Consider the following 21,878-nt stretch of genomic DNA (forward strand, 5'->3'; position numbering starts at 1 on the left):
CTCCCGCCCGTCCGGCCACTTTGGGCACGTGTCGCCAGGCCCGTGACGCTAGAACGGCGTTCTGCGGGATACAACGGCAAATGTCGCCGTAATCGCTATGCAGGGCTGCCGGACAGCCCCGCCTGGTCGGGCACGACGCGGGGCAGGCCGCGCAGCCAGCCCGCCACGTCCTCGGGCCACCAGCGTCCGGCGGCCAGGTGGCCGAGCGCGTCGGCGACCCGGGCGGCGGACGCGGGCGCGGGCACCACGCGGCTGGGCGCGGCCCCGGCGAGCACGCCGAGCCACCAGTGGCGGCGTGTGGCGGGCATGTCCTCGGGGTCGAGGACGACGTAGTAGTCGGGAAGTTCCAGGCGGCCGGCGCGCAGCGCGCCCAGCGCCTCCTCGATGGCGACCTCCAGCCGCCCGGTCGCCGAGACGCCGTCGAAGAACTCCACCCACGCGTCGCCGACCCCGGCCAGCGGGTCGGCGTCGTGCACGACGTAGGTCGTCTCGCCCCGCCTGACCAGGTCGGCGAACTCCTCGGGATCGCGGTCGTCCCGGGTCACGGCCCGCACGTTGTGCAGCCCGCCGAGCCCGGCCACCACGCGCCGGGCCTCCTCCCCCGCCACCACGACCATCGTGCTGCTCGATCGCCGCATATCTCCCAATCCTAGGCGTCTGCACCGTCACACGGCTTTCGTCGCATGGGGACGGGCTGAACGGGCACGTCACGGCACATGAGCGAGATGAACGAGGAGTCGCCGGCCCCCGGGCCTCGCCGTCCGCGGGGCCGGCGCATGGACGACGTGCCCGGCAGCGCGGGGTCGCCGACGGAGGCGTCCTCCCCTGCCAGTGAGGAGAACCCGGCCGAACGCGCCGAGGGCGTCGGGGCGTCGCTGCCCGCCGACGACATGGAGCGTCCCGCCGAACACCGCGACCGGCATGAGGACGACGAGGACACCGCGCCCGGGCGCGGCGGCCGCGGTTCGGACGAGGGCGGTTTCGACGGCGGGGACCTGGCGTTCGAGTTCCGTCCCGAGCCCGTCAAGCAGCGCCCGACCAGCGGTCAGCACGGCCCGATGGAGGGACCTTCCGTGCCGCCGGACGAACGCCAGGTGCGTCCGCCGGACGAATCCTGACGAAATCTCGACCGGCGCCGCCGCGGCCGTGGGAACCGGTCGCGGCCCGGCGGCGTTTCACCCCGTAACCCGCCCCGCCGCTGTGAGATCATGCGGGGCACATCGGACCCGACGACGAGGAGCGAGATGACCGCCAAGCCGACCGAGGTAGACCTGCACGACGTGTTCACACGGGCGGACCTCGGCGGTGACGACAGGCTCGACCTGATGGAGTTCGGCGTCTGTCTCGACAGCCTGGGGCTGTCGTGGACGCGGGCCGAGGTCCAGGACAGGTTCGAAACGGCCGACACCAACCGCGACGGCTTCATCTCCTACCCCGAGTTCCGCGACCTGCTCGAGACCCGTGGCTGGGTCCTGCGGAGGTCGGTGCAGAGCTGAGCCGCCGGCGCGGGCCGCGCGGGTGACCACCGCGCGGCCCGGCCCTCTGGCTCGGCCGGCCGGGTTCAGACGGCCCGGCCGCGCATGCGCCGGTACAGGCGCACCAGTTCGGCGGTGGACGCGTCCGGGGCGGCCTGCGGCGGCTCGGCGGAGGTCAGCGCGGGCGTCAGCTCGTTCGCCATCACCTTGCCCAGCTCCACGCCCCACTGGTCGAAGGAGTCGATCCCCCAGATCGTCCCCTCCACGAACACGATGTGCTCGTAGAGCGCGATGAGCTGCCCCAGCGTGGACGGGGTGAGCCGGGGCGCGAAGATCGTGTTGGTGGGCCGGTTGCCCGGCATGACCTTGTGCGGCACGATCGCGGCGGGCGTGCCCTCGGCGGCGATCTCCTCGGCGGTCTTCCCGAACGCCAGCGCGGAGGTCTGCGCCAGCATGTTGGCCACCAGCAGGTCGTGCATGCCCACGCCGTCGTCGGCCGGGACGTCCTCGTGCGGCTCGGCGAACCCGATGAAGTCGGACGGGACCAGCCGGGTGCCCTGGTGCAGCAGCTGGTAGAAGGCGTGCTGCCCGTTGGTGCCGGGCTCCCCCCAGAAGATCTCGCCGGTCTGCGCCACGACCGGGGCGCCGTCGGCGCGCACCGACTTGCCGTTGGACTCCATCGTGAGCTGCTGCAGGTACGCCGGGAAGCGCGCCAGCCGCTGGCTGTAGGGCAGCACGGCCCGGGTCTGCGCGCCGAAGAAGTCGGTGTACCACACGCCGAGCAGCGCCATCAGCACCGGCATGTTCGCCTCGAACGGGGCGGTGCGGAAGTGCTCGTCGACGGCGTGGAACCCGGCGAGCATCTCGCGGAACCGGTCCGGCCCGACGGCGATCATCAGGGACAGGCCGATCGCCGAGTCCATCGAGTAGCGGCCGCCGACCCAGTCCCAGAACCCGAACATGTTGGCGGTGTCGATGCCGAACTCGGCGACCCGTCCCGCGTTGGTGGACACCGCGACGAAGTGCCGCGACACCGCGTCGTCGGAGCCGAGCCGCTCCACCAGCCAGCGGCGGGCGGCGCGCGCGTTGGTCAGCGTCTCCAGCGTGCCGAACGTCTTGGAGCTGACCACGAACAGCGTGCGTTCGGGGTCGAGATCGGCCAGCGTCCCGGCGACGTCGGCCGGGTCCACGTTGGACACGAACCGGCAGGCGATGCCCGCGTCGGCGAAGTCGCGCAGCGCCTCGTAGGCCATGGCGGGCCCGAGGTCGGAACCGCCGATGCCGATGTTGACGACATGCGTGATCGACTTGCCGGTGAAGCCCGTCCACTTGCCGGAGCGGACCCGCTCGGCGAAGTCGGCCATGCGGTCCAGCACGGCGTGCACGTCGGCCACCACGTCCTGCCCGTCCACGGTCAGGCTCGCGTCGCGCGGCAGCCGCAGCGCGGTGTGCAGGACGGCGCGGTCCTCGCTGACGTTGATGTGCTCGCCGGTGAACATCGCCTCGATGCGCTCGCGCAGCCCGGCCCGTTCGGCGAGCGCCACCAGCAGGCGGATCGTCTCGTCGGTGGCACGGTGCTTGGAGTAGTCGAGGTGAAGGTCCCCCGCGGTCACCGTCATGCGGGTCGCGCGCCCGGGATCCTCCGCGAACAGCTCCCGCAGATGCCGTCCGGCCAGCGCGGTATGGTGCTCGGCCAGCTCCCGCCACTCGGCCGTCTCGGTGATATCAGCCATCGCTCCCACTCATCTCATCGGCAACGCCGGGCGGGGCGTCGGCACGCCCCCGGACGCCGGCCCCACCTGACATGGCGATCATAGGTTGACCGCCCGTCCCTCCACCGAAGCTCTCCCCTACCCACCCCACCCCCACCAATCTCCCCAGGCCCTGACGACTGTGGCGAGGATCGCAGCGTGACGCCCCGCCGGACCGCCCTCCCCGCTCCGGCACGCCGCACCCGTCGGCCGCGCGCGTCCGCGGGAACCGTGCATATGGCGAGACGACAGCGGGTCACGGAGCGGATGGGGATGTGGCCGCGGCCTTGGCGTAGCGCGCGGCGAGTTGGGCGAACGCGCTGGTCAGTTCTGGTGGGCCGATGACGTGGACATCGGTGTCGAAGCGGCCGATGGCGGCGGCGAGGCCGGTCCACGACCAGGAGCCGAGGGAGAGACGGCAGCGGTCGGGGCCGAGTTCTTCGACGATTCCGTCCTGTGCGAAGGGGGCCACGGCCTGGGCAGGGAGGTCGAGGACGACCTCGCCACGGCAGGGCCAGTCGGAGGCGGAGCCGTCGGTTCCCCGGAACCGGCCGATGATGAACGCGGCGACGTCCTCGCCGGGCAGGTCGCGTGGGGTGAAGCGAGGCCCGGTCGGGGTGCGGGGGCGTATGCGGTCGACACGGAAAACGCGCCAGTCGTCGCGGTCCAGGTCCCAGGCGATCAGGTACCAGTGGCCGCGCCAGGTGAGGAGGTGATGGGGCTGTGTCCGCCGAGGCGGACCGACGGGGCCGGTGGCGTCGTGCCCGTAGTCGAAGCGCAGTTCCTCACGGGCGTGGACGACGCGGCTCAACTCCACGAGGAGCGGTGTGCCGACCGCGGAGGATTCGCCGCTCTCGGGTGGCCGAACGGCGGTGATCTGCAGCAGGTCGATGCGCTGACGCAGACGCGGCGGCATGACCTGGCGGATGGTGGCCAGGGCCCGTGCGGCGTCTTCGCCGATCGTGCTGTCGGCGGCCGCGGACTGCAGGGCGAGGGCCAGGGCGACGGCCTGGCCGTCGTCGAACAGCAGCGGGGGCAGTTGGGAGCCGGCCGCCAGGCGGTAGCCGCCGGAGGGTCCCTTGAAGGCGAGGATGGGGTAGCCCAGTTCCCGTAGACGGTCGATGTCGCGGCGTACCGTGCGCGGGGTGACGCCGAGGCGCTGGGCAAGGTCGTCACCAGACCAGTCGCGATGCGTCTGAAGCAGCGACAGCAGTGACAGCAGCCGCGAGGACGTCTTCTGCACGTCCGCCATTCTGCCCGCATTACAGGACACAACCTGTCCGCTACCGGTGCGAGGGTGGGTGTCACGATCCGCCAGAGAGGCACAGCCCCCTGGCCACGAGGTCGCTGCCCGCGAGGTTTCGTCGCCACGGCGGTGCGCCTCGCCGAATCGCGAACAAGGAGAAGGCCATGTCCGTCACGACCACCACCCACCTGAACTTCCGGGGAGACGCACGAGCGGCGCTGGACTACTACCACTCCGTCTTCGGCGGGCGCGTCACCGCCGTCACGTACAAGGACTTGGGGAGCACACAGAACGAGAACGAGGCGGACTGGGTGGTGTGGGGCGAGGTGGCCGGTGACAACGGCTTCCACGTCATGGCCTACGACGTGCCGTCCCAACTGCCCTGGGACCAGGGCAGCAACCCGTTCTTCGTCTCCGTGCGCGGTGACGACGAGGACGAGATCAGCGTCCTGTGGCAGAAGCTGGCGGAGGGCTCGACAGTGGTGCAGCCCCTGGAACCGTCGCAGTGGGCACCGCTGTACGGCATGCTCACCGACCGCTTCGGCGTGACCTGGGTCCTGGACGTGGCGGCCCCGTACAACGGCTGATCCACATCCGGCCGGTGAACACGCACTCCTCCCGGGCCGCCGCGCGGCGGCCCAGGAGGAGCGAACCAGAGAAAGGAAGAAGGGGCACCATGCGAATGCGGCAGCTCGGGCGTACCGGCATCGAGGTCAGCGCCTACTGCCTGGGCACCATGATGTTCGGCAGGAACGGCAACCAGGACCGCGACGAGTGCACGCGCATGGTCCACCGCGCCTTGGACGCGGGCATCAACTTCGTGGACACCGCCGACGTGTACGGCTACAGCGAGACCGAGGAGATCGTCGGCAGGGCTCTCAAGGGGCGGCGCGACGAGGTGGTGCTGGCCACCAAGTTCAGTGGACCGATGGGCGATGGCCCCAACCGCAGCGGCGGCTCGCGCCGGTGGATCATGACGGCGGTCGAGGGCTCGCTGCGGCGGCTGCGGACCGACTACCTCGACCTTTACCAGCTCCACCATCCCGACCCGCACACGGACATCGAGGAGACGCTCTCCGCCCTCACCGACCTGGTACGTGCCGGGAAGGTCCGCGCGATCGGCTCCTCCAACCTGCCGGCCGCACAGATCGTCGAGGCGCAGTGGGTGTCGCGGGAACGCGCCCTCCACCGGCTGCGCACCGAGCAGCCCACCTACTCGATCCTCAACCGCGGCATCGAGCGCGAGGTCCTGCCGACCTGCCGCCGCTACGGCATGGGCGTCCTCGTGTGGAGCCCTCTGGCCATGGGCCTGCTCACCGGCCGCTACCGCAAGGGCGCCGCGCCGCGGAACAACGCGCGCATGCGGTGGGTCCCCCGGCATCTCACCGACGAGAGCAAGCTGAACGCCGTCGAGCGGCTCCTGCCCGTCGCCGCGGACGCCGGCATGTCCCTCACCCACCTGGCCATGGCCTTCGCCACCAGCCACCCGGACGTCACGTCCGCGATCATCGGACCGCGTACGGAGGAGCAACTGGACGACCTGCTCAGCGGCGCCACCCGCATGCTCGATGACGATGTCGCGCACCACCCTGGCCCGCCAGCACCTGCTCAAGCACGCCACCACGTCAGTCCAGGAAGGGGTGGCACGGCCTGTCGATGCTGCATCAGCGGGACGAGCTCCAGCAGGCATGTGCACGTGCTGCTCGGCCGGGGCGTCCAGCGCGCACACCGCCAGCCGGCGCGGCTACGCCGCCTGTGCTGCCTGTGCGCCGCGCTGGTGAGCGCCGCCGCCGTTCGGGCAGCGGCTAAGCGCCGCGTACAGAGTGGCGGCGCCGGTGGTAAGGCCTGGTCACCTGCCGCACGGCGGCGACGCTCCCGCCGCGCCGAAGCCCAAGCACCCCCGGGCCATCAGCGAACTCACCCAGGAACTCACCACCGCCGGCCCAGCTCGCATCCGGATCCGCGTGTCGAACGTTTGCGTGCCTTCGCGGCCGCACCAACCCTGCTCGCGATGTCATCGGGTCGTCCCCGCTCGGCACCGGTGAAGAATTTCGCCGAATTCACCGGACTTCGTCGCGGGGGTTCCGCGTCGCCTTGTTCTTGGTTGTGGCGACTCGGCGTCCATCATGAGATCGCCGTCACGTTCCTGGATCCCGGTGCCGCAACGCGGACAGCGGTGTGCCGATGGGCGCCCCGCCATGTCGCATCACGTGGTCGAGACGGGTGAACTCGCCGATCTCAACGCAGTGGAAACAACACCGCGACGGCATCCCGACGACCATGCGAACAGTCGCTGACCGCTGCGATTGATCGACATAGGCGAACAGTGTTTTGACGCAACGCCGACCTCACCCGCGTCGCTGACGAGGTGGATGAGGCCGCACATCACGTTGCCGTAGGACGCCCATCTCCAGCACATCAGCGGGCTGGGTGCGGGTCGCATGCGTCCCGGGCTGGTGGCGAAGCCCCTGCGTTTCCCGGGCAGCGTCCCCGCGCCGTCACCCAGGTGCTATAGCAGTATGGGAACCAGGTAGGTGGAGCACTCAAAAGAACCAGGGGGGATCATGTCGAAACCGCCGCTGCCCGAATCCGCGGTGGCCATGTTGCAGAAGCCGAATCCGGCGGTCATCACAACGCTGCGCCCCGATGGGCAGCCGGTGTCCACCGCAACGTGGTACCTCTGGGAGGACGGCCGGGTGCTGGTCAACATGGACGAAGGCCGCAAGCGCCTCGATCATCTGCGCAACGACCCTCGTGTCTCGCTGACCGTGCTGGACGAGTCCGACTGGTACACCCACGTCACCATCATCGGACGCGTCGTCGACATCAGCGAGGACGAGGGACTGGCCGGCATCGACCGGTTGTCCCGGCACTATGGCGGCCAGCCGTACCCGGTCCGGGACCGCGCCCGCTTCAACGCCTGGATCGAGATCGACCGCTGGCACGGCTGGGGCGCCCACCGGGACAGCGACCAGGTCAGCGGTTGAGCTGACGCCGAGTCGATGAGGTTCCGCTGGCGGCGGCGTGGCAGGCCGGGAGGGGCACCTCGGGGGCGTCCCGTCACCCGGTCGCCTGGCCCGCCGCTGCCGGCAGAGCCGGTCACCTTACCGTCCCGCCGCATTGAGCGTGAGGTGATCGCGACGTCAGAGGCCCTCGGCTCACGCGCCAGAGCAACCGTTGTGGCGCGGTGGCGATCTTCTCGGACAGAACCCGGATGGCGCGCGGCGGCCAGGACGTCAAACTGGACTGGCGACGGTGGAGGCGCGGGCACGCCCGGCCCAGCACCCGCGTTCGTCGGCCAGAGTCGGCGCGTTCAGCCGAGAGCACTCCCCGAAGCCGGACGGTGTGGTCCTGGAAGGCCAACGCCCGGTCCGGCAAACGGCGACAACCACCGGCGGGCGGAAGGCGCACGCCTGCCTGATGTGGCGTAACCGAGCAAGACGAGCGGTTCCGAAGGCCACAACAGACACTCATCGGCGCTAGCGAGCAGAAAGACCTCGTGCCGTACTGGCGGCACCGGCCGTTGCCGGGTGGCAGGCCACTCGCCGAACACGGCAACCTGAGCCGCAGAGCACAGCCGACAACGACGAACCGCCTTGGTGGAGAGGGATGCAGCCCGGACAGTATGTAGAGATGGCCGACTCCGCAGAGCTTGCGGCACGGCTGCGGCACGTTTACTGGATCGGCGGCGGGAGTGGTGCCGGCAAGTCGACGATCGCCCGCCGGCTCGCCGACCGCCACGGCTGGCGACTCTACGCGACCGACGACATGATGCCGGATCACGCCAGGCGGACCACCCCCGAGAATGCTCCTCTCCTGCACAGGTTCATCACCATGGACATGGACGAGCGATGGGTGAACCGGTCCCCCGAAGTCATGCTTGAGACATTCCATTGGTTTCGAGGCGAAGGCTTCGATCTGATCGTCGAAGATCTCCTGGACATGCCGCGGGAACCGTGCGTCATCGTCGAGGGCTTCCGGCTGCTGCCGCACCTGGTGAAACCTCTCCTCGCCGCTCCTGAGCAGGCCGTTTGGCTTCTGCCCACTCCTGATTTCCGTCAGGCCGCCTTCCGGAGTCGTGCCGAGCCAGGAGAGGGATTCGTTTGGAAGACCAGCGATCCGGCGAAGGCGGACCGCAACATCGCCGAACGCGACCACATGTTCACAATGCGCCTTCAGGAAGAAACCGAGCGCCTCGAATTGCGCACCATTCAGGTCGACACCACGATGACCGAGGATGATCTCAGTGCGCAGGTGACCAGAGCATTCGGACTCTGAAAGGCGTTGGCGCGCAGGCAGCTCTTTCGGCCGGGCAGCTCACCTTTGTGCGACGCTGGGCGGTCATGCCATAGCCCTTGGCCCACTGAGCCCGTACGGGTGCCGTATCCGGGTTGCGGATGATCCATCTCCGTCCGAAACGGCGGTCAGGCGGGGCCGGGCGGGAGGTGCACGGTCATGATGAGGTCGCAGGGGCCGGCGCCGGAGCCGCGGTAGGTGTGGGGTGAGTCGCCGTCGAAGGTGGCGGTCTGCCCTGCGGTGACCGTGTGTTCGGTGCCGTCGACGACGAGGGCCATCTGTCCGGCGGTGACGCTGATCGTCTCCACGACACCCGCCTGGTGGGGGTGGCTGGGGTATTCCTCGCCGGGGTGCAGCCGCCACCGCCATACCTCGACGGGTGCGGGGCCGGTGGTGACCAGCATGAGGCGGGCCTCACCGCCGTGCTCTCCCGTCCACAGCGGTGCGATCTCCTCGGCGGTGGTGACGCGGACGGTGCGGCCTTCGGGCGGGCCCTGCATCAGGGTGGGCACGGACGACCGATCGGGAGGGTGGTGATCAGATGACCGAGAACGACGCCGCGCTGTGGACCGTCCTCTTCCCTGGACTCGATCGCCAACCTGCTGTTCCTGCTCGCCGCCCGAAGCGGTGACCTGGCGATCGTCGCGGTGATCGTCGCCCTGTACCCGGCCGGGACGGTCCTGCTCGCCCGCGGGGTGCTGCGCGAGCGGATCGCCCGCGGCCAGCTCGCGTGCCTGGGCACCGCCGCCGCCGCGGTCAGCCTGCTGGCCCTCACCTGACCAGCCCACACCGCTTCCCACCGATCACACGAACTCGAAAGAGGGGCCCCGGAACGCGAGCCTGGACCGCGCCGAGCGGCAGACCTGGATCCCAGCGGCTTTCGGCCGGTGGCCTGGTCAGCCTCCGGAGGGAACGTCCCGCAGGCCGTCGACCATCGCGTCGTGGCTGCGGCGAAGCGCCGCCGTTCACGAACGCCTCGATGCGGTCTCGGAGTTCGGCCGCCGCCGCGCTGCCTCGGCGGCGCGGCGAGCCGACGCATGGTCGCCTCAGAGCCCGACGAGTTCGACGCTTTCGCCCGGCTTCAGGCGCCGGATGTCGGAGCCCGCCCGCTTGGCCTCCATGGCGAGGACGTCGTCCAGGACCTTCAGGCCCCACTCGTTGAGGAGTCCGTCGTGGACGGCGTACGCCCGGCGCGGCGCCATCTGGCGCAGGTAGCCGATCATGTCGGGCACCGTCAGCCATGGGGCTTGGCCCGGCAACAGCAGCGTGGGCGCGTCGACCACGGTCAGTGCGTCGCCCGGATGGAAGACCTCCCCGTCGACCAGGAACCCGACGTTGTCGACCGGGGGCGCGTCGGGGTGGCTGAAGTGGTGCTTGTCGCCGACCGCCGACACGTCGAATCCCGCGACCGAGAAGTCGTCGCCGTCGCGCACCACGTGCACCCGCTCACCGAGGCCGGTCAGGTGCCGGGCGACGCCGGGGCAGGTGTAGACGGTGAGATGCGGGTCTTGCAGTCGTTCGGGATCGAAGTGGTCGAAGTGTTCATGCGTGATGAGGACGGCCTCGGCTCCTGTCAGCGCGTCCGCCTCGGGGGTCATGACCCCCGGGTCGATGACGATCGCCCGCCCGTTCTTCTCCAGCCGCACGCAGGCATGCCCGAATTTCGTGATCTCCATGAACTCATGCTGGCAGCGGGCGCGTGCACGGCGACAAGGCCGTTCGCGACCAGCAGAGCGATCAACGACCCGCGTGCCCTCTGTGACGCCCCACCGCACCGCACCGGCGCCCGCCGCCGCGTTGATCGTCAGGTGAGGGGCGGCCGCCCGTTATTCGCCGCTGGCTTGGTCAGCCTCCAGAGCGAAGGTCGCGCAGGCAGTCGACCACCGCACCGTGGCTGCAGCGAAGCGCCACCGTTCGCATCGCGCGGCCAGATACGGCGCTCCAACGCGTCCGAGATCCTGCGCCGCACCGCGTACATCTCCCGGAACACCGAGAAGAGGTTGCCGACCATGTAATCGTGCAACAGCCTCACCACGTCGGCGCGGAACCGCTCAAGTCCATCCTCGCCGATCTCACGCCATTCGGTTTTTCCGGCGTGCTCGCTGGATTCGCGGGCCGCCTTGATCACCACCTCTGCCCAGCGTTTCGCCGGTGGTCACCCTCCGGAAGGGAGTTCGCGCAGGTCGTTGACGACGGTCTCGCGACCGAACGCCTCGATGCGGTCTCGAAGTTCGGCCGCCGTCGCGTTGCCTCGGTAGCGCGGTGCCGTCAATTCCCGATGGATGCTCTTAAGTACGTTGAGGAGCGCGTCGATCCGCTTGTCGGCCGGTAGCTCGAACACCGGCTCCAAGTCGACGGCGTCCAGGTCGCCGAGGCGGACATGGAGCCGTGAGAGGTTGACGCGCGTCATGGCCTCGGTGCCGTAGGAGCGTTCGGCGGCGGGCACCTCACCGTAGAGGCTTATGGCGCGTTGGAGCAGCGGTACGGCTTCTCGCTCGGTCTCGGGCACCTCCGCGAAGGCCGAGCCCGCAAGCGACGCCTGGTACGCGGGCGAGCAGGCGAACTCGCCGCCGATCTCATCGTGAAGGTCATCGGTGTACGGCCGTTCAGCCGCCGCGCGACCGGCTTGCACGCCACGGCGTACGGCTTCGGCGTCTCCCAGTCGTGCGGCCGCACGCGCGCCGAGCAGGTGCAGGTGAGCGGCGCCGGGGCCGTCGGGAAGGTACAACACCCCGTTGAACGCCAGGTCACGGGCATGGCCCGGCCGGGCGTCCCAGTAGGCGACCGAGGCAAGGGCGCCACGCAGGAACCCCATGAGGGGGCGATGGTCGATGCCCTGTGCGTAGACCCACCCGGCTCGGAGCAGCTCTTCGGCCGCGTTCGAATAACCAAGATCCTGGGCGGCGTTCGCCATCAGGGCGTGGAGCGCGCTGAGAAGGAAATACAGCTCGGCTTGGTCGCGCGGCCACAGTTGCTTGTCGAGCGCCGCATACATCCGGGTACGCACACGACGCATCTCCTGAAAAAGCGGAAGCGGAGGGCCGGTCAGGAACTCCCAGGCAAGTCGCGTGACGTCGGCGCGGAATTGTTCGAGGGTGGCCTCGCCGATGTCACGCCGTTCGGCCCCTTCCGCATGCTCGCTGGATTCATGGGCCGCCATGATCACCACCTCGTGCTGGGGGTCATCGTCGGTGGGTCCGTCAATTCGACCGTACGTGGGGGGCTGCTCGGATTGCACCTCGGGATCGGTGGAGCGGGCTTTGATCAATTCGAGGAGGGTCAGGCGGTGGGCCTCGGGGAGGTGGGAGAGATCGTCCTCGTCCACCAGGCGGGTGAGGTCGGTGCCGTAGACCTCGGCCAGGCCGCGCAGGAATTCCAGGCGGGGGCGTTCGCCGCCGTGGGGCCAGCGTTCGTAGGCGCCGATGCGGGTGCCGGACATGGGTGCCCGGCCGTGCTCGTCATGGAGGCGGTTGTAGCGGTCGGCAGCGGTGTCCTGGGACCAGCCGTGGGCGTGCCGCCACGCGGTGCGGGGGCGATATCCCCAGCGGCGCATCATCTCCTCGGCGATGGCCTGGCGGGTGCGGCCGTCGGCGAGCATGCGTTCCCGCAGGGCGTCACGCTGCCGTTTCCTGGCTCCCGAATGGGGCATTTCGGTTGCCTCCCTTCGCGCGTCCGATCTCTATTAAGCATGGTCTTTTGCAAGATCGCATTCGTGAATCGTGAAAAGGGGTGGGGATTGTCGCGGAAATGGGTTCGTGACGTCGCGTGATCGCAGGTCGGGCGGCGGGGGCGGGTCGTGGAAAGTCACCTCAGAGTCTCCCGTGTCGCGGAGCGTGGTCGTCAGTTGACTGAGCGTCCCCGTTCTGGCGATGTGGAGAGGTGAGGCGATGTGGCGGGCGGTGCGCGATCTCGCGGCGGGAGAGGTGGCGGCGTGGGCGTTGCCCGGCGACCGGACGTGCGCGGGGTTCGCCCGGTCCGCGGTCGGTGATCTGCTGGGCGGGCTGCGGATTCCGCTGGAGATCGTCCGGGACGCGCAGACGATGGTGAGCGAGGCGGCCACCAACGCCTACGAGCACGCGCACATCCCGCACGGCACGACAGGGGGGTGGGAGCTGTGGGCGTTCCGGGCCGGTCGAGGGGTCGTGTGCGGGGTGTTCGATCCGGTCCCGGACAAGCCGCTGCCCGCGCGTCCCGTGCGGCCGGATCCCTTGCTGGAGCACGGGCGCGGGCTGGCGATCCTGCACGAACTCTCCCGGGGCGCCTGGGGCGTGCACCGGACGCGGGGGCAGCTCGGCGGGCACGTGCCGGGCAAGGTCGTGTGGTTCCGCTGCCCGGTGACCGTGGACCTGCCCGTGCTGGTGCCGCGCGACGAGGTGGAGATGGCACGGGCCGTCCGGGACAGGCTCAGGGCGCGGGGCGTGGAGGGCACCATCCTGGCGTCGTGCTCGCGCATGGCGTGCGTGTCGGTGTGCCGGGGGCTGGACGTGTGGTGCCGGGACGGGCGGTTCTTCGTCCGTGAGGCGGCGCGGTCGATCGTGTGGGCGGGTGAGGAGCGGGCCGTGGTGGTCGAGCATGCCGTTCGCCGGTATGAGGAGACCCGCTGCCTTCCGGGCCGTTCCTGACCCTGGCAGTGGTACGACCACTGGTCGTCTGCAGAGCAGAGGTCTGGGAGACCGGGTTCGGCTGCGGCAGGCTCGGTGGCGGCGCGACGGGGCGCCTACCGCATGCTGGGGGAAGGATTTCGATGAAGTTCGGCGTGAGCACGTTCGTCACCGATGAGGGGTTGCAGCCGGCCAGGCTGGCGCGGGCCGTGGAGGAGCGCGGGCTGGATTCGCTCTTCGTCGCCGAGCACACCCACATTCCGGTGAGCGAGCAGCCCCCGGATCCCAGTGGGGACCTTCCCGCCCGGGACTACTACCGGACCCTCGATCCCTTCGTGGCGCTGGCGGCCGCGGCGGTCGTGACCGAGCGGATCGTCCTGGCCACCGGGATCTCGCTCGTCGTCCAGCGGGATCCGATCACCCTGGCGAAGGAGGCGGCGAGCCTGGACCATCTGTCGGGTGGCCGGTTCCAGCTCGGGGTGGGGGCGGGCTGGAACCGGCAGGAGATGCGCAACCACGGCACCGATCCGAGGAGGCGCATGGCGCTGATGCGCGAGCGGATGCTCGCGGTGAAGGAGATCTGGATCAGTGAGCAGGCCGAGTTCCATGGCGAGTTCGTGGATTTCGGGCCGGTGTTCTCCTGGCCGAAGCCGGTGCAGCGGCCCCACCTGCCGATTCTGGTCGGCGGCAACGGTCCGACCGTGATCGACCGGGTGCTGGAGTACGGCGACGGGTGGGCGCCGAACCTCGTCGGCACTCCGCAGGACCTGCTGGCGCAGGTGGCGGAGCTGCGGCGACGGGCCGCCGAGCGCGGGCGGGGGCCGGTTCCGGTGACGCTGATCGGGGCTCCGCTGGACGAGCGGGACCTCGCGACACTGGCCGAGGGCGGCATCGAGCACTTCGCGTTCTTCCGGGACGCCGGTGCCACGGAGACCGACGCCCTGCTCTTCTTGGACAGGCTGGCGGCGCTCGCCGAGAAGTTCCGCGGATAGCGGGGCTTCGCCGCCGGCGGCCCCGCGTTTTCGGGCGTTCCGGTCGGGCAGGACGGGACGGAAAACGCAGAGCAGCCGCCAGAGCAGGGGGACGACGCACAATGACGATCGCGACGACCAACCCGGCGACCGGCGAGGTGGAGCGCACCTTCGACCCGCTGCCGGAGGAGGAGATCGACCGGCGCATCGGGCACGCGGCCGACGCCTTCCGCTCGTACCGCCGGACGAGTGTCGCCGAGCGCGCGGGCTGGATGAACGCCGCCGCCGACATCCTGGACGCCGAACGCGACCGGGTGGCGGCCATGCTGACCCGCGAGATGGGCAAGACGATCGTGGCGGCGCGCGCCGAGGTGGCCAAGTGCGCGGCGGCCTGCCGGTACTACGCCGACAACGCCGCCGGGTTCCTGGCCGACCGGCCCGCCGACGCCGAGGCGGTCGGGGCGGCGCGCGCGTACGTGCGCTACCAGCCGATGGGCCCGGTGCTGGCGGTGATGCCGTGGAACTTCCCGTTGTGGCAGGTGATCCGGTTCGCCGCTCCCGGGCTGATGGCCGGCAACGTGGGTCTGCTCAAGCACGCGTCGAACGTCCCGCAGACGGCGCTGTTCCTGGAGGAGCTGTTCCGCCGCGCCGGGTTCCCCGAGGGCGTGTTCCAGACGCTGCTGATCGGGTCCGGGCAGGTGGAGCGGGTGCTGCGGGACCCGCGGGTGCGGGCGGCCACGCTGACCGGCAGCGAACCGGCGGGCCGGTCGGTCGGGGCGATCGCCGCCGACGAGGTCAAGCCGAGCGTGCTGGAGCTGGGCGGCAGCGACCCGTTCGTGGTGACGGCGGCGGCCGACATCGCGCGCGCCGCCGAGGCGGCGGCCACGTCGCGGTGCCTCAACAACGGGCAGAGCTGCATCTCCGCCAAGCGGTTCATCGTGGTGGAGGACGTGGCCGACGAGTTCGAGCGGGCGTTCGTCGAGCGGATGCGGGCGCTGAAGGTGGGCGACCCGATGGACGAGTCCACCGACGTGGGGCCGCTGGTCAGCGAGCAGGGCCGCGCCGACGTGGAGGACCTGGTGGCCGACGCGGTCAAGCAGGGCGCCAAGGTGCTGTGCGGCGGGGAACGGCCGGAGGGCAGGGGCTGGTACTACCCGCCGACCGTGGTGACCGGGGTGACCGCCGACATGCGGATGTTCCACGAGGAGGTGTTCGGGCCGGTCGCGTCGCTGTTCCGCGTCCGCGACCTGAACGAGGCGATCGAGCTGGCCAACGCGACCGGGTTCGGGCTCGGTTCCAACGCCTGGACGGACGACCCGGCCGAACGCGAACGCCTGGTCGCCGAGCTGGAGGCGGGGCAGGTGTTCGTCAACGGGATGACGACGTCCTACCCGCAGCTCCCGTTCGGCGGCGTCAAGCGGTCCGGTTACGGGCGTGAGCTGTCGCACGAGGGCATCCACGCGTTCTGCAACGTCAAGACGGTGTGGGTCGGTGACGAGGCGGGCCCCGCCGAGCCGGGCACCCCGACCGAGTGATCATGCGGGTAGCGTGCGGTCCGTGAGCGATCAACGGTTCTGGGTGGGCGCGTACACCGGCGACCAGGGTTCGGGGCGCGGGGTGTACCGCGCGCGGCGCGACTCCGGCAGCGGTGCGTTCGAGATCGTGGAGTGCGCGGCCGAGGTGGCGAACCCGTCCTACCTGGCGACGCATCCGGGGCGGGCGGTGCTGTACGCGGTGAGCGAGCTGACCGAGGGCGCCGCGGTCGTCGCGTACGCGGTCGGGGACGGCGGTGAGCTGCGCCGGCTCGGCTCCCGGCAAGTGCCCGCTGGGCCATGCCACGTGGCCGTGGCTCCCGGCGGGGAGTGCCTGGTGGTCGCCTGTTACGTGGCGGGCGCGTTCGCCGGCGTGCGCCTGGCCCCGGACGGGTCGTTCGACGGTGACGTGGCGGTGCTGCCCGGGCACGGGAGCGGGCCGCGCGAAGACCGCCAGGAGGGCCCGCACGCGCACGCGGCCGTGTTCGCCCCGGACGGCACCGTGCTCGGCACGGATCTCGGCGCCGATCTGGTGCGCGCGTTCCGCGTGGAGGCGGGCGTGCCGCGGCCGGTCGCCGACATCGCGGTGCCGCCCGGGTGCGGGCCGCGCCACCTCGCCGTCCATCCGTCCGGGACCGTGTTCCTGATCACGGAGCTGGCGAACACGGTCCTCGCGCTGCGGCCCGGCGACGGGTACGCGGACCTGGCCGTCATCGGGGAGTCGCCCGCCACGGCCGGGCCGGTGGCCGCCGACGCGACCAGCGCGGCGATCAAGCTCTCCCCCGACGGGCGGCGCGTCTACACCTCCACGCGCGGCGCCGACGTGATCACCGTGCACGAGGTGGCCGGCGACGGGACGGGGCTGCGGCCGGTCGCCGACGTCCCGTGCGGCGGGCACGGGCCCCGGGATCTGCACGTGGACGCGGACTGGCTGCACGCGGCCAACCAGGGTTCCGGCGACATCGCCGCGTTCCGCCTGGTGGACGGGGTGCCGCGGCCGCAGGGGCGGCCGGTGGAGGCGCCGACGCCGGTGTGCGTCATCCCGGCGGGCTGATCACAGCGTCCGGCGCAGCGCGGCGGCCAGCTCGATGGTGCGCGCCACCTCCTCGTCGGTGCCCATGGGGGCGACCATCAGCTCGGTGGCGCCCGCGTCCCGGTACGCGCGGACGGCGCGCTCGACCTCGGCCTCGTCGCCCGCCACGATCGTGTCGCCGGGGCCGTTCAGCCCCTGGCGTTCGAGGATCGCCTTGTAGGCCGGCATGTCGGCGACTCCGGCGAACTGTTCGGCGAGCGTGCGGCGCAGGCCGTGCGGGCCGACGCGCGGCGCAACCGCGAGCGGATCACCACGGCGGCGCTGAGCCTGTTCGCCGAGCGCGGGCCGGAGGTGTCCATGGAGGAGATCGCGCGGGCCGCCGGGCTGGGCGTCGGCACGCTCTACCGCCACTTCCCCGACCGGCGGGCGCTGGCCCAGGAGATCGCCGCGGTCACGCTGGAGGACCTGCTGGACGCCGCCCGCGCCGCCATCGCCCGCGACGCGCCGCGCTGGGACGTGCTCCGCGCGATGGTCGCGCAGGCCGCCGGGCGGCCGATGAGCCTGCTGAAGTCGCTGCTGGAGGCCGGGGACACCGAGACGCCCCGGCTGCGCGAACTGCAGGACGCCTACAACGCCTCGCTGACCGAGGTCGTCCGGGCGGCGCAGGACGAGGGCACGCTGCGCCGCGACCTGTCGCCGGACCAGGTGATGGGCCTGTTCAACCTGGCGCTGTGCCGTCCCGGCGCCCGCGCCGACGACGCCGTCGTCACCGTGGTCCTCGACGGCCTGCGCTCCCGCGAGGACACGGCCGCCGGGACCGGTCAGGTCCGGGTCGCGGGAAGGTGACGGCGCGCGCCGCGCAGGCGGTGGCGGGGCTTTGATTTCGAAACGGCCGAAGGGCCCTCACGGCGGAGCGGGAGGGCCCTTCGGCGTCGGGGTTCGGTCGTCGGGGGTCAGCTGATGCGCTGGGGGACGCCCCAGGGGTTGTCGTCGCGCAGGGGCGGCGGGAGCAGGTCCTGCGGCCACTGCTGGTAGCTGACGGGACGCAGGAACCGTTCGATCGCGGCCGTGCCGACGGACGTGGTCGACGGCGCGGTGGTCGCGGGGAACGGGCCGCCGTGCTGCATGGCGTGGCTGACGGCGACACCGGTGGGCCACTGGTTCCACAGCACCCGGCCGCTGCGGTCGGCCAGCACCCGGGCCAGCGCGGCCAGCTCGCCCGTCTCGCCGTCCTCACCGTGCAGGGACGCGGTGAGCTGGCCGGGCAGCGCGGCGACGGCGTCGGCGACGTCGGACAGCCGCTCGTAGGTGACCACCAGGCCGAGCGGGCCGAAGCACTCCTCGGCGGCGCCGGGGTCGCCGGCGAACGCGGCCAGGTCCATCGTGATCAGCCGGGGCGCGGCGGAGGCGTCGTCGGACGGCCACACCAGCCGCCGCACGCCGGGACGCCCGCCCAGCTCACGCGCCGTCGCCAGGAACCCGCTCAGGATCTTGTCGTTCAGCATCGGCGCCTCGGCGACCCCGCCGAGCAGCGCGGTGATGCGGTCGAGCAGGTCGCCGCCCGCCGGGACGAACATGATGCCGGGGTTGGTGCAGAACTGCCCGGCGCCCATGGTCAGCGACCCGACGTACCCCTTGGCGATCTCGTCGGCGCGGGCGGCCACCGCCCCGGGCGTCACCACGACCGGGTTGACGCTGCCCAGCTCACCGAAGAACGGGATGGGCACGTCGCGTTCGGCGGCGATGCGGGCCAGCGCCAGCCCGCCGCGCTGCGAGCCGGTGAACGCGGCCGCCGCGATCCCCGGGTGCCGCAGCGCCTCGACGCCCTCGGCCTCGCCCTCGATCAACCCGAACACCCCGTCGGGCGCCCCGGCGTCCGCCAGCGCCCGCGTGATGATCTCGCCGGTGCGGCGCGACAGCCGCGGGTGCCCCGGGTGGGCCTTGAGGACCACGGGGCAGCCCGCCGCCCACGCCGAGGCGGTGTCGCCGCCCGCGACGCTGAACGCGAACGGGAAGTTGCTGGCCGCGAACACCAGCACCGGGCCCAGCGCCGTGCGGAAGCGGCGCAGGTCGGGACGCGGGCCGGGGGGCCATTCGGGGTCGGGACGGTCGATGCGGACGTCGTAGAAGTCACCGGCCAGCACCACCTCGGCGAACAGCTGGAGCTGGAAGGTGGTGCGGGTCAGCTCGCCGTTCAGCCGGCCCGGGCCGAGGCGGGTCTCCTCGTCGGCCAGCGCCACCAGTTCCTCGCGCGCCGCCTCCAGGGCGTCGGCGACGGCGGTCAGCGCCGCGGCCCGTTCCTTGGGCGGGGCGGCGGCCCACGGCCCGGCGGCGGCCACGGCCGCCGACACAGCCTGGTCGGGCGTCAACACGCTCATGCTCACTCCAATCCTCGGCCTTGCGACTCCACGTTCGCGGGGCGCTCGGCCGAACGACGGTATCCGTAGCAGCCGTACACGACCAGGCCGAGCACCATCCACACCGCGAACCGCACCCAGGTGACCCAGTCCAGGTTGGCGATCAGCCAGATCGAGAACCCGATGCCGACCAGCGGCACGACCGGCACCCACGGCGTGCGGAACGAGCGGGGCAGCTCGGGCCGGCTGCGGCGCAGCACCATCACCGCGGCGGCGACCACGATGAACGCCATGAGGATGCCGATGTTGGTCAGGTCGGCCGCCTCCCGGATCGGCAGGAACCCGGCGATGATCGCCGAGCCGACGCCGACCAGCCAGATGACGCGGGTGGGGACGTGCCGGCGCGGGTGGTTGCGCGCGAACCAGGACGGCAGCAGCCCGTCACGGCTCATCGCGAACCACACCCGGGTGACCGCCAGCATGTTGGCCAGCGCGGAGGTGGCGATGCCCAGCACCGCGCCGACGGCCACGATCGTGCCGAGCCAGGCCAGGCCCACCGACGACAGCGCGCTGGAGAACGGGCTCTTGACGTCGATGTCGCGGTAGTCCTGCATGCCCAGCATCACCAGGCACACCAGCAGGTAGATCACGGCGGCGATGCCGAGGGAGATGATGATGGCCTTGGGCAGCACCCGCTTGGCCTCGGCGCTCTCCTCGGCGGCGGCGCTCATCGCGTCGTAGCCGTAGACGGCGAAGAACGCGGTGGCCGCGCCGGTGACGGCGCCGCCGAGCCCGTACGGCAGGAACGGGGTGTAGTTCCCACCGGAGATGTGGAACGCACCCGCGATGATCACCAGTGCCACGATACCGAGCTTGACGACGACCAGGATCGTCTCGAACCGGGCCGACTCCTTGGTGCCGCGCGACAGCACGAACGCCAGCAGCAGGCACAGCAGCGCGGCGAACAGGTCGACCTTGTGCCCGGCGCCGGTGCCGGGCGCGCCGAGGGCCCAGTCGGGCAGGCCGAGGCCGATCTGGTCGGTCAGGTACGACAGGTAGCCGGAGATCGCGATGGCCACCACCGCGACGATCGCGGTGTACTCCAGCAGCAGGTCCCAGCCGATGGCCCAGCCGACCAGCTCGCCGAGCGTGGCGTACGAATAGGTGTAGGCGGAACCGGCCTTGGGGATCAGGCCGGCGAACTCGGCGTAGCACAGCGCGGCGGCGCCGCTGGCCACGATGGCGATCAGGAACGAGATCATCACGCCGGGTCCGGCGTCGTCGTGCGCGACGACGCCGGCCAGCGAGAAGACGCCCGCGCCGACCAGGCCGCCGAGGCTGAGCGCGACGAGCTGCCACAGGCCCATGGTGCGGCGCAGCCCGCCGGCGGTCTCCTCCTCGGAGGAGTCGACGGGTTTGAGGCGGAACATGCCCGCCCTGGAGAACAGCCCCGTCCCGGAGGGGGCGGCGCTGGATCGAGTCGTTGGGGTGGATTGGGACATGACGGTCCCTCCCGACATGAACGCAGGGGTGATCGAGGGGCCGCCGGCGGTCGCCGGCGGAGGTGAGGCGCGCCGCGAGGGCACGTCGGGAAACGGCCGGGCCGTGCGGCTAGAGGACGAAGCCGTGCGGGAAGGGGTCGGCCGGGTCGAGCATGTACGTGGCGGTGCCGGTGATCCAGGCGCGGCCGGAGAACTCGGGGACGACGGCGGGCACGCCGCCGACCTCGGTGGCGCCGACCAGGCGGCCCACGAACCGGGTGCCGATGAAGGACTCGTTGACGAAGTCGGTGTGCAGGGCCAGTTCGCCGCGCGCGTGCAGCTGCGCCATGCGCGCGGAGGTGCCGGTGCCGCACGGCGACCGGTCGAACCAGCCGGGGTGGATGGCCATCGCGTTGCGCGAGTGCCGGGCGTCCGAGCCGGGCGCCAGGAACTGCACGTGCTTGCAGCCGCCGATCAGCGGGTCGGCCGGGTGGCGCGGCGGGTTCTGCTCGTTGATCGCCGCCATGACCGACAGCCCGGCGCGCAGGATGTCGTCCTTGCGGGAGCGGTCGAACGGCAGGCCGAGCGGCTCCAGCTCGGTGATGGCGTAGAAGTTGCCGCCGTAGGCCATGTCGTAGCGCACCTCGCCGAGGCCCGGGACCTTGACGACGGCGTCCCGCTCGACGGCGAACGCGGGCACGTTGCGCAGGGTGACCTGCTCGGCAACGCCGTCGCGCACCGCCACGCGCGCCTCCACCAGCCCGGCCGGGGTGTCGAGGCGCACCAGCGTCTCCGGCTCGGTCACCTCGACCATGCCCGTCTCCACCAGCACGGTCGCGACCCCGATCGTGCCGTGGCCGCACATCGGCAGGAACCCGCTGACCTCGATGTACAGGACGCCCCAGTCGGCGTCCGGGCGGGTGGGCGGCTGCAGGATCGCGCCGCTCATCGCCGCGTGGCCGCGCGGCTCGTCCATGAGGAAGCGGCGCAGCCCGTCGAGGTGGTCGATCGCGTGCCGGCGGCGTTCGGCCATGGTGTCGCCGGGGATGGGCGCCACGCCGCCGGTGACGACGCGCGTGGGCATGCCCTCGGTGTGCGAGTCGACGGCGGCGATGCTGCGCACCGACCTCATACG

Annotated in this window: 23 protein-coding genes; 12 read left to right on the forward strand and 11 right to left on the reverse strand. The window is 71.5% G+C overall.

The window, feature by feature from the left end; translation table 11 throughout:
- Window positions 1–95 precede the first annotated feature (95 nt).
- Window positions 96–638 carry a hypothetical protein gene (locus ABZ801_RS31750; RefSeq protein ID WP_344944056.1) on the reverse strand — a complete coding sequence of 181 codons (543 nt, stop codon included), beginning with the start codon at window positions 636–638 and terminating at the stop codon, window positions 96–98.
- 138 nt (window positions 639–776) lie between these two features.
- On the opposite strand from ABZ801_RS31750, the gene ABZ801_RS31755 reads away from it, so the two are divergent.
- A complete protein-coding gene (locus ABZ801_RS31755) occupies window positions 777–1,118 on the forward strand; it encodes a hypothetical protein (protein WP_360704888.1) in 342 nt (113 codons plus the stop codon).
- A 126-nt stretch (window positions 1,119–1,244) separates the two neighbouring features.
- Window positions 1,245–1,496 carry an EF-hand domain-containing protein gene (locus ABZ801_RS31760; protein ID WP_344944062.1) on the forward strand — a complete coding sequence of 84 codons (252 nt, stop codon included), beginning with the start codon at window positions 1,245–1,247 and terminating at the stop codon, window positions 1,494–1,496.
- A gap of 65 nt (window positions 1,497–1,561) precedes the next feature.
- Here ABZ801_RS31760 and pgi read toward each other — a convergent pair whose 3' ends face one another.
- A complete protein-coding gene (gene pgi, locus ABZ801_RS31765; protein ID WP_344944065.1) occupies window positions 1,562–3,208 on the reverse strand; it encodes a glucose-6-phosphate isomerase in 1,647 nt (548 codons plus the stop codon).
- Between the two features lie 274 nt (window positions 3,209–3,482).
- A complete protein-coding gene (locus ABZ801_RS31770; RefSeq protein WP_360704892.1) occupies window positions 3,483–4,469 on the reverse strand; it encodes a WYL domain-containing protein in 987 nt (328 codons plus the stop codon).
- A 167-nt stretch (window positions 4,470–4,636) separates the two neighbouring features.
- Here ABZ801_RS31770 and ABZ801_RS31775 point away from each other — a divergent pair, with 167 nt between their 5' ends.
- From ABZ801_RS31775 to ABZ801_RS31790, 4 genes are all read left to right on the forward strand, one after another.
- Window positions 4,637–5,059 carry a VOC family protein gene (locus tag ABZ801_RS31775; protein WP_360704895.1) on the forward strand — a complete coding sequence of 141 codons (423 nt, stop codon included), beginning with the start codon at window positions 4,637–4,639 and terminating at the stop codon, window positions 5,057–5,059.
- An 89-nt stretch (window positions 5,060–5,148) separates the two neighbouring features.
- Window positions 5,149–6,699: an aldo/keto reductase gene (locus tag ABZ801_RS31780; RefSeq protein ID WP_360704897.1), complete on the forward strand. Its 1,551-nt coding sequence runs from the start codon at window positions 5,149–5,151 to the stop codon at window positions 6,697–6,699.
- Window positions 6,700–7,036: 337 nt separating this feature from the next.
- A complete protein-coding gene (locus tag ABZ801_RS31785; RefSeq protein ID WP_360704900.1) occupies window positions 7,037–7,459 on the forward strand; it encodes a PPOX class F420-dependent oxidoreductase in 423 nt (140 codons plus the stop codon).
- 646 nt (window positions 7,460–8,105) lie between these two features.
- Window positions 8,106–8,750, forward strand: coding sequence for a hypothetical protein (locus ABZ801_RS31790; RefSeq protein WP_360704902.1), 645 nt, complete (start codon window positions 8,106–8,108; stop codon window positions 8,748–8,750).
- Window positions 8,751–8,896: 146 nt separating this feature from the next.
- Here the strand turns inward: ABZ801_RS31790 and ABZ801_RS31795 are convergent, their stop codons facing one another.
- Window positions 8,897–9,280, reverse strand: coding sequence for a cupin domain-containing protein (locus ABZ801_RS31795; protein WP_360704905.1), 384 nt, complete (start codon window positions 9,278–9,280; stop codon window positions 8,897–8,899).
- Between the two features lie 90 nt (window positions 9,281–9,370).
- Here ABZ801_RS31795 and ABZ801_RS31800 point away from each other — a divergent pair, with 90 nt between their 5' ends.
- Complete coding sequence (locus ABZ801_RS31800; protein ID WP_360705174.1) at window positions 9,371–9,547, forward strand: hypothetical protein; 177 nt, start codon at window positions 9,371–9,373, stop codon at window positions 9,545–9,547.
- Window positions 9,548–9,814: 267 nt separating this feature from the next.
- On the opposite strand, the gene ABZ801_RS31805 is transcribed toward ABZ801_RS31800, so the two are convergent.
- The 3 genes from ABZ801_RS31805 to ABZ801_RS31815 all read right to left on the reverse strand — a co-directional run bounded on the left by ABZ801_RS31805 (window position 9,815) and on the right by ABZ801_RS31815 (window position 12,366).
- Entirely contained in the window at window positions 9,815–10,444 is a 630-nt protein-coding gene (locus ABZ801_RS31805) for an MBL fold metallo-hydrolase (RefSeq protein WP_360704908.1), read from the reverse strand.
- Window positions 10,445–10,572: 128 nt separating this feature from the next.
- Entirely contained in the window at window positions 10,573–10,899 is a 327-nt protein-coding gene (locus ABZ801_RS31810; RefSeq protein ID WP_360704910.1) for a hypothetical protein, read from the reverse strand.
- 24 nt (window positions 10,900–10,923) lie between these two features.
- Window positions 10,924–12,366 (reverse strand): hypothetical protein, encoded by a 1,443-nt coding sequence (locus tag ABZ801_RS31815; protein ID WP_360704913.1) that lies wholly within the window; start codon window positions 12,364–12,366, stop codon window positions 10,924–10,926.
- Window positions 12,367–12,655: 289 nt separating this feature from the next.
- On the opposite strand from ABZ801_RS31815, the gene ABZ801_RS31820 reads away from it, so the two are divergent.
- The 4 genes from ABZ801_RS31820 to ABZ801_RS31835 all read left to right on the forward strand — a co-directional run bounded on the left by ABZ801_RS31820 (window position 12,656) and on the right by ABZ801_RS31835 (window position 16,926).
- Entirely contained in the window at window positions 12,656–13,390 is a 735-nt protein-coding gene (locus ABZ801_RS31820) for an ATP-binding protein (protein WP_360704916.1), read from the forward strand.
- 122 nt (window positions 13,391–13,512) lie between these two features.
- The gene (locus tag ABZ801_RS31825; RefSeq protein WP_360704919.1) at window positions 13,513–14,361 is read left to right on the forward strand and encodes an LLM class F420-dependent oxidoreductase; all 849 of its coding nucleotides are present in this window, start codon (window positions 13,513–13,515) and stop codon (window positions 14,359–14,361) included.
- A 101-nt stretch (window positions 14,362–14,462) separates the two neighbouring features.
- Window positions 14,463–15,875 carry an NADP-dependent succinic semialdehyde dehydrogenase gene (locus ABZ801_RS31830; protein WP_344956818.1) on the forward strand — a complete coding sequence of 471 codons (1,413 nt, stop codon included), beginning with the start codon at window positions 14,463–14,465 and terminating at the stop codon, window positions 15,873–15,875.
- A 22-nt stretch (window positions 15,876–15,897) separates the two neighbouring features.
- Entirely contained in the window at window positions 15,898–16,926 is a 1,029-nt protein-coding gene (locus tag ABZ801_RS31835; protein WP_360704922.1) for a lactonase family protein, read from the forward strand.
- Here ABZ801_RS31835 and ABZ801_RS31840 read toward each other — a convergent pair whose 3' ends face one another.
- Window positions 16,927–17,133, reverse strand: coding sequence for a hypothetical protein (locus ABZ801_RS31840; RefSeq protein ID WP_360704924.1), 207 nt, complete (start codon window positions 17,131–17,133; stop codon window positions 16,927–16,929).
- A gap of 45 nt (window positions 17,134–17,178) precedes the next feature.
- On the opposite strand from ABZ801_RS31840, the gene ABZ801_RS31845 reads away from it, so the two are divergent.
- The gene (locus ABZ801_RS31845) at window positions 17,179–17,751 is read left to right on the forward strand and encodes a helix-turn-helix domain-containing protein (protein WP_360704927.1); all 573 of its coding nucleotides are present in this window, start codon (window positions 17,179–17,181) and stop codon (window positions 17,749–17,751) included.
- A 107-nt stretch (window positions 17,752–17,858) separates the two neighbouring features.
- Here ABZ801_RS31845 and ABZ801_RS31850 read toward each other — a convergent pair whose 3' ends face one another.
- The 3 genes from ABZ801_RS31850 to ABZ801_RS31860 all read right to left on the reverse strand — a co-directional run bounded on the left by ABZ801_RS31850 (window position 17,859) and on the right by ABZ801_RS31860 (window position 21,875).
- The gene (locus ABZ801_RS31850; RefSeq protein ID WP_360704930.1) at window positions 17,859–19,283 is read right to left on the reverse strand and encodes an aldehyde dehydrogenase (NADP(+)); all 1,425 of its coding nucleotides are present in this window, start codon (window positions 19,281–19,283) and stop codon (window positions 17,859–17,861) included.
- A gap of 2 nt (window positions 19,284–19,285) precedes the next feature.
- Window positions 19,286–20,764 carry an amino acid permease gene (locus ABZ801_RS31855; protein ID WP_360704933.1) on the reverse strand — a complete coding sequence of 493 codons (1,479 nt, stop codon included), beginning with the start codon at window positions 20,762–20,764 and terminating at the stop codon, window positions 19,286–19,288.
- Window positions 20,765–20,873: 109 nt separating this feature from the next.
- The gene (locus ABZ801_RS31860; RefSeq protein WP_360704936.1) at window positions 20,874–21,875 is read right to left on the reverse strand and encodes a proline racemase family protein; all 1,002 of its coding nucleotides are present in this window, start codon (window positions 21,873–21,875) and stop codon (window positions 20,874–20,876) included.
- Window positions 21,876–21,878 lie beyond the last annotated feature (3 nt).

The organism is Actinomadura sp. NPDC047616 (genome assembly GCF_040642915.1).
Lineage (GTDB): Bacteria > Actinomycetota > Actinomycetes > Streptosporangiales > Streptosporangiaceae > Spirillospora > Spirillospora miaoliensis.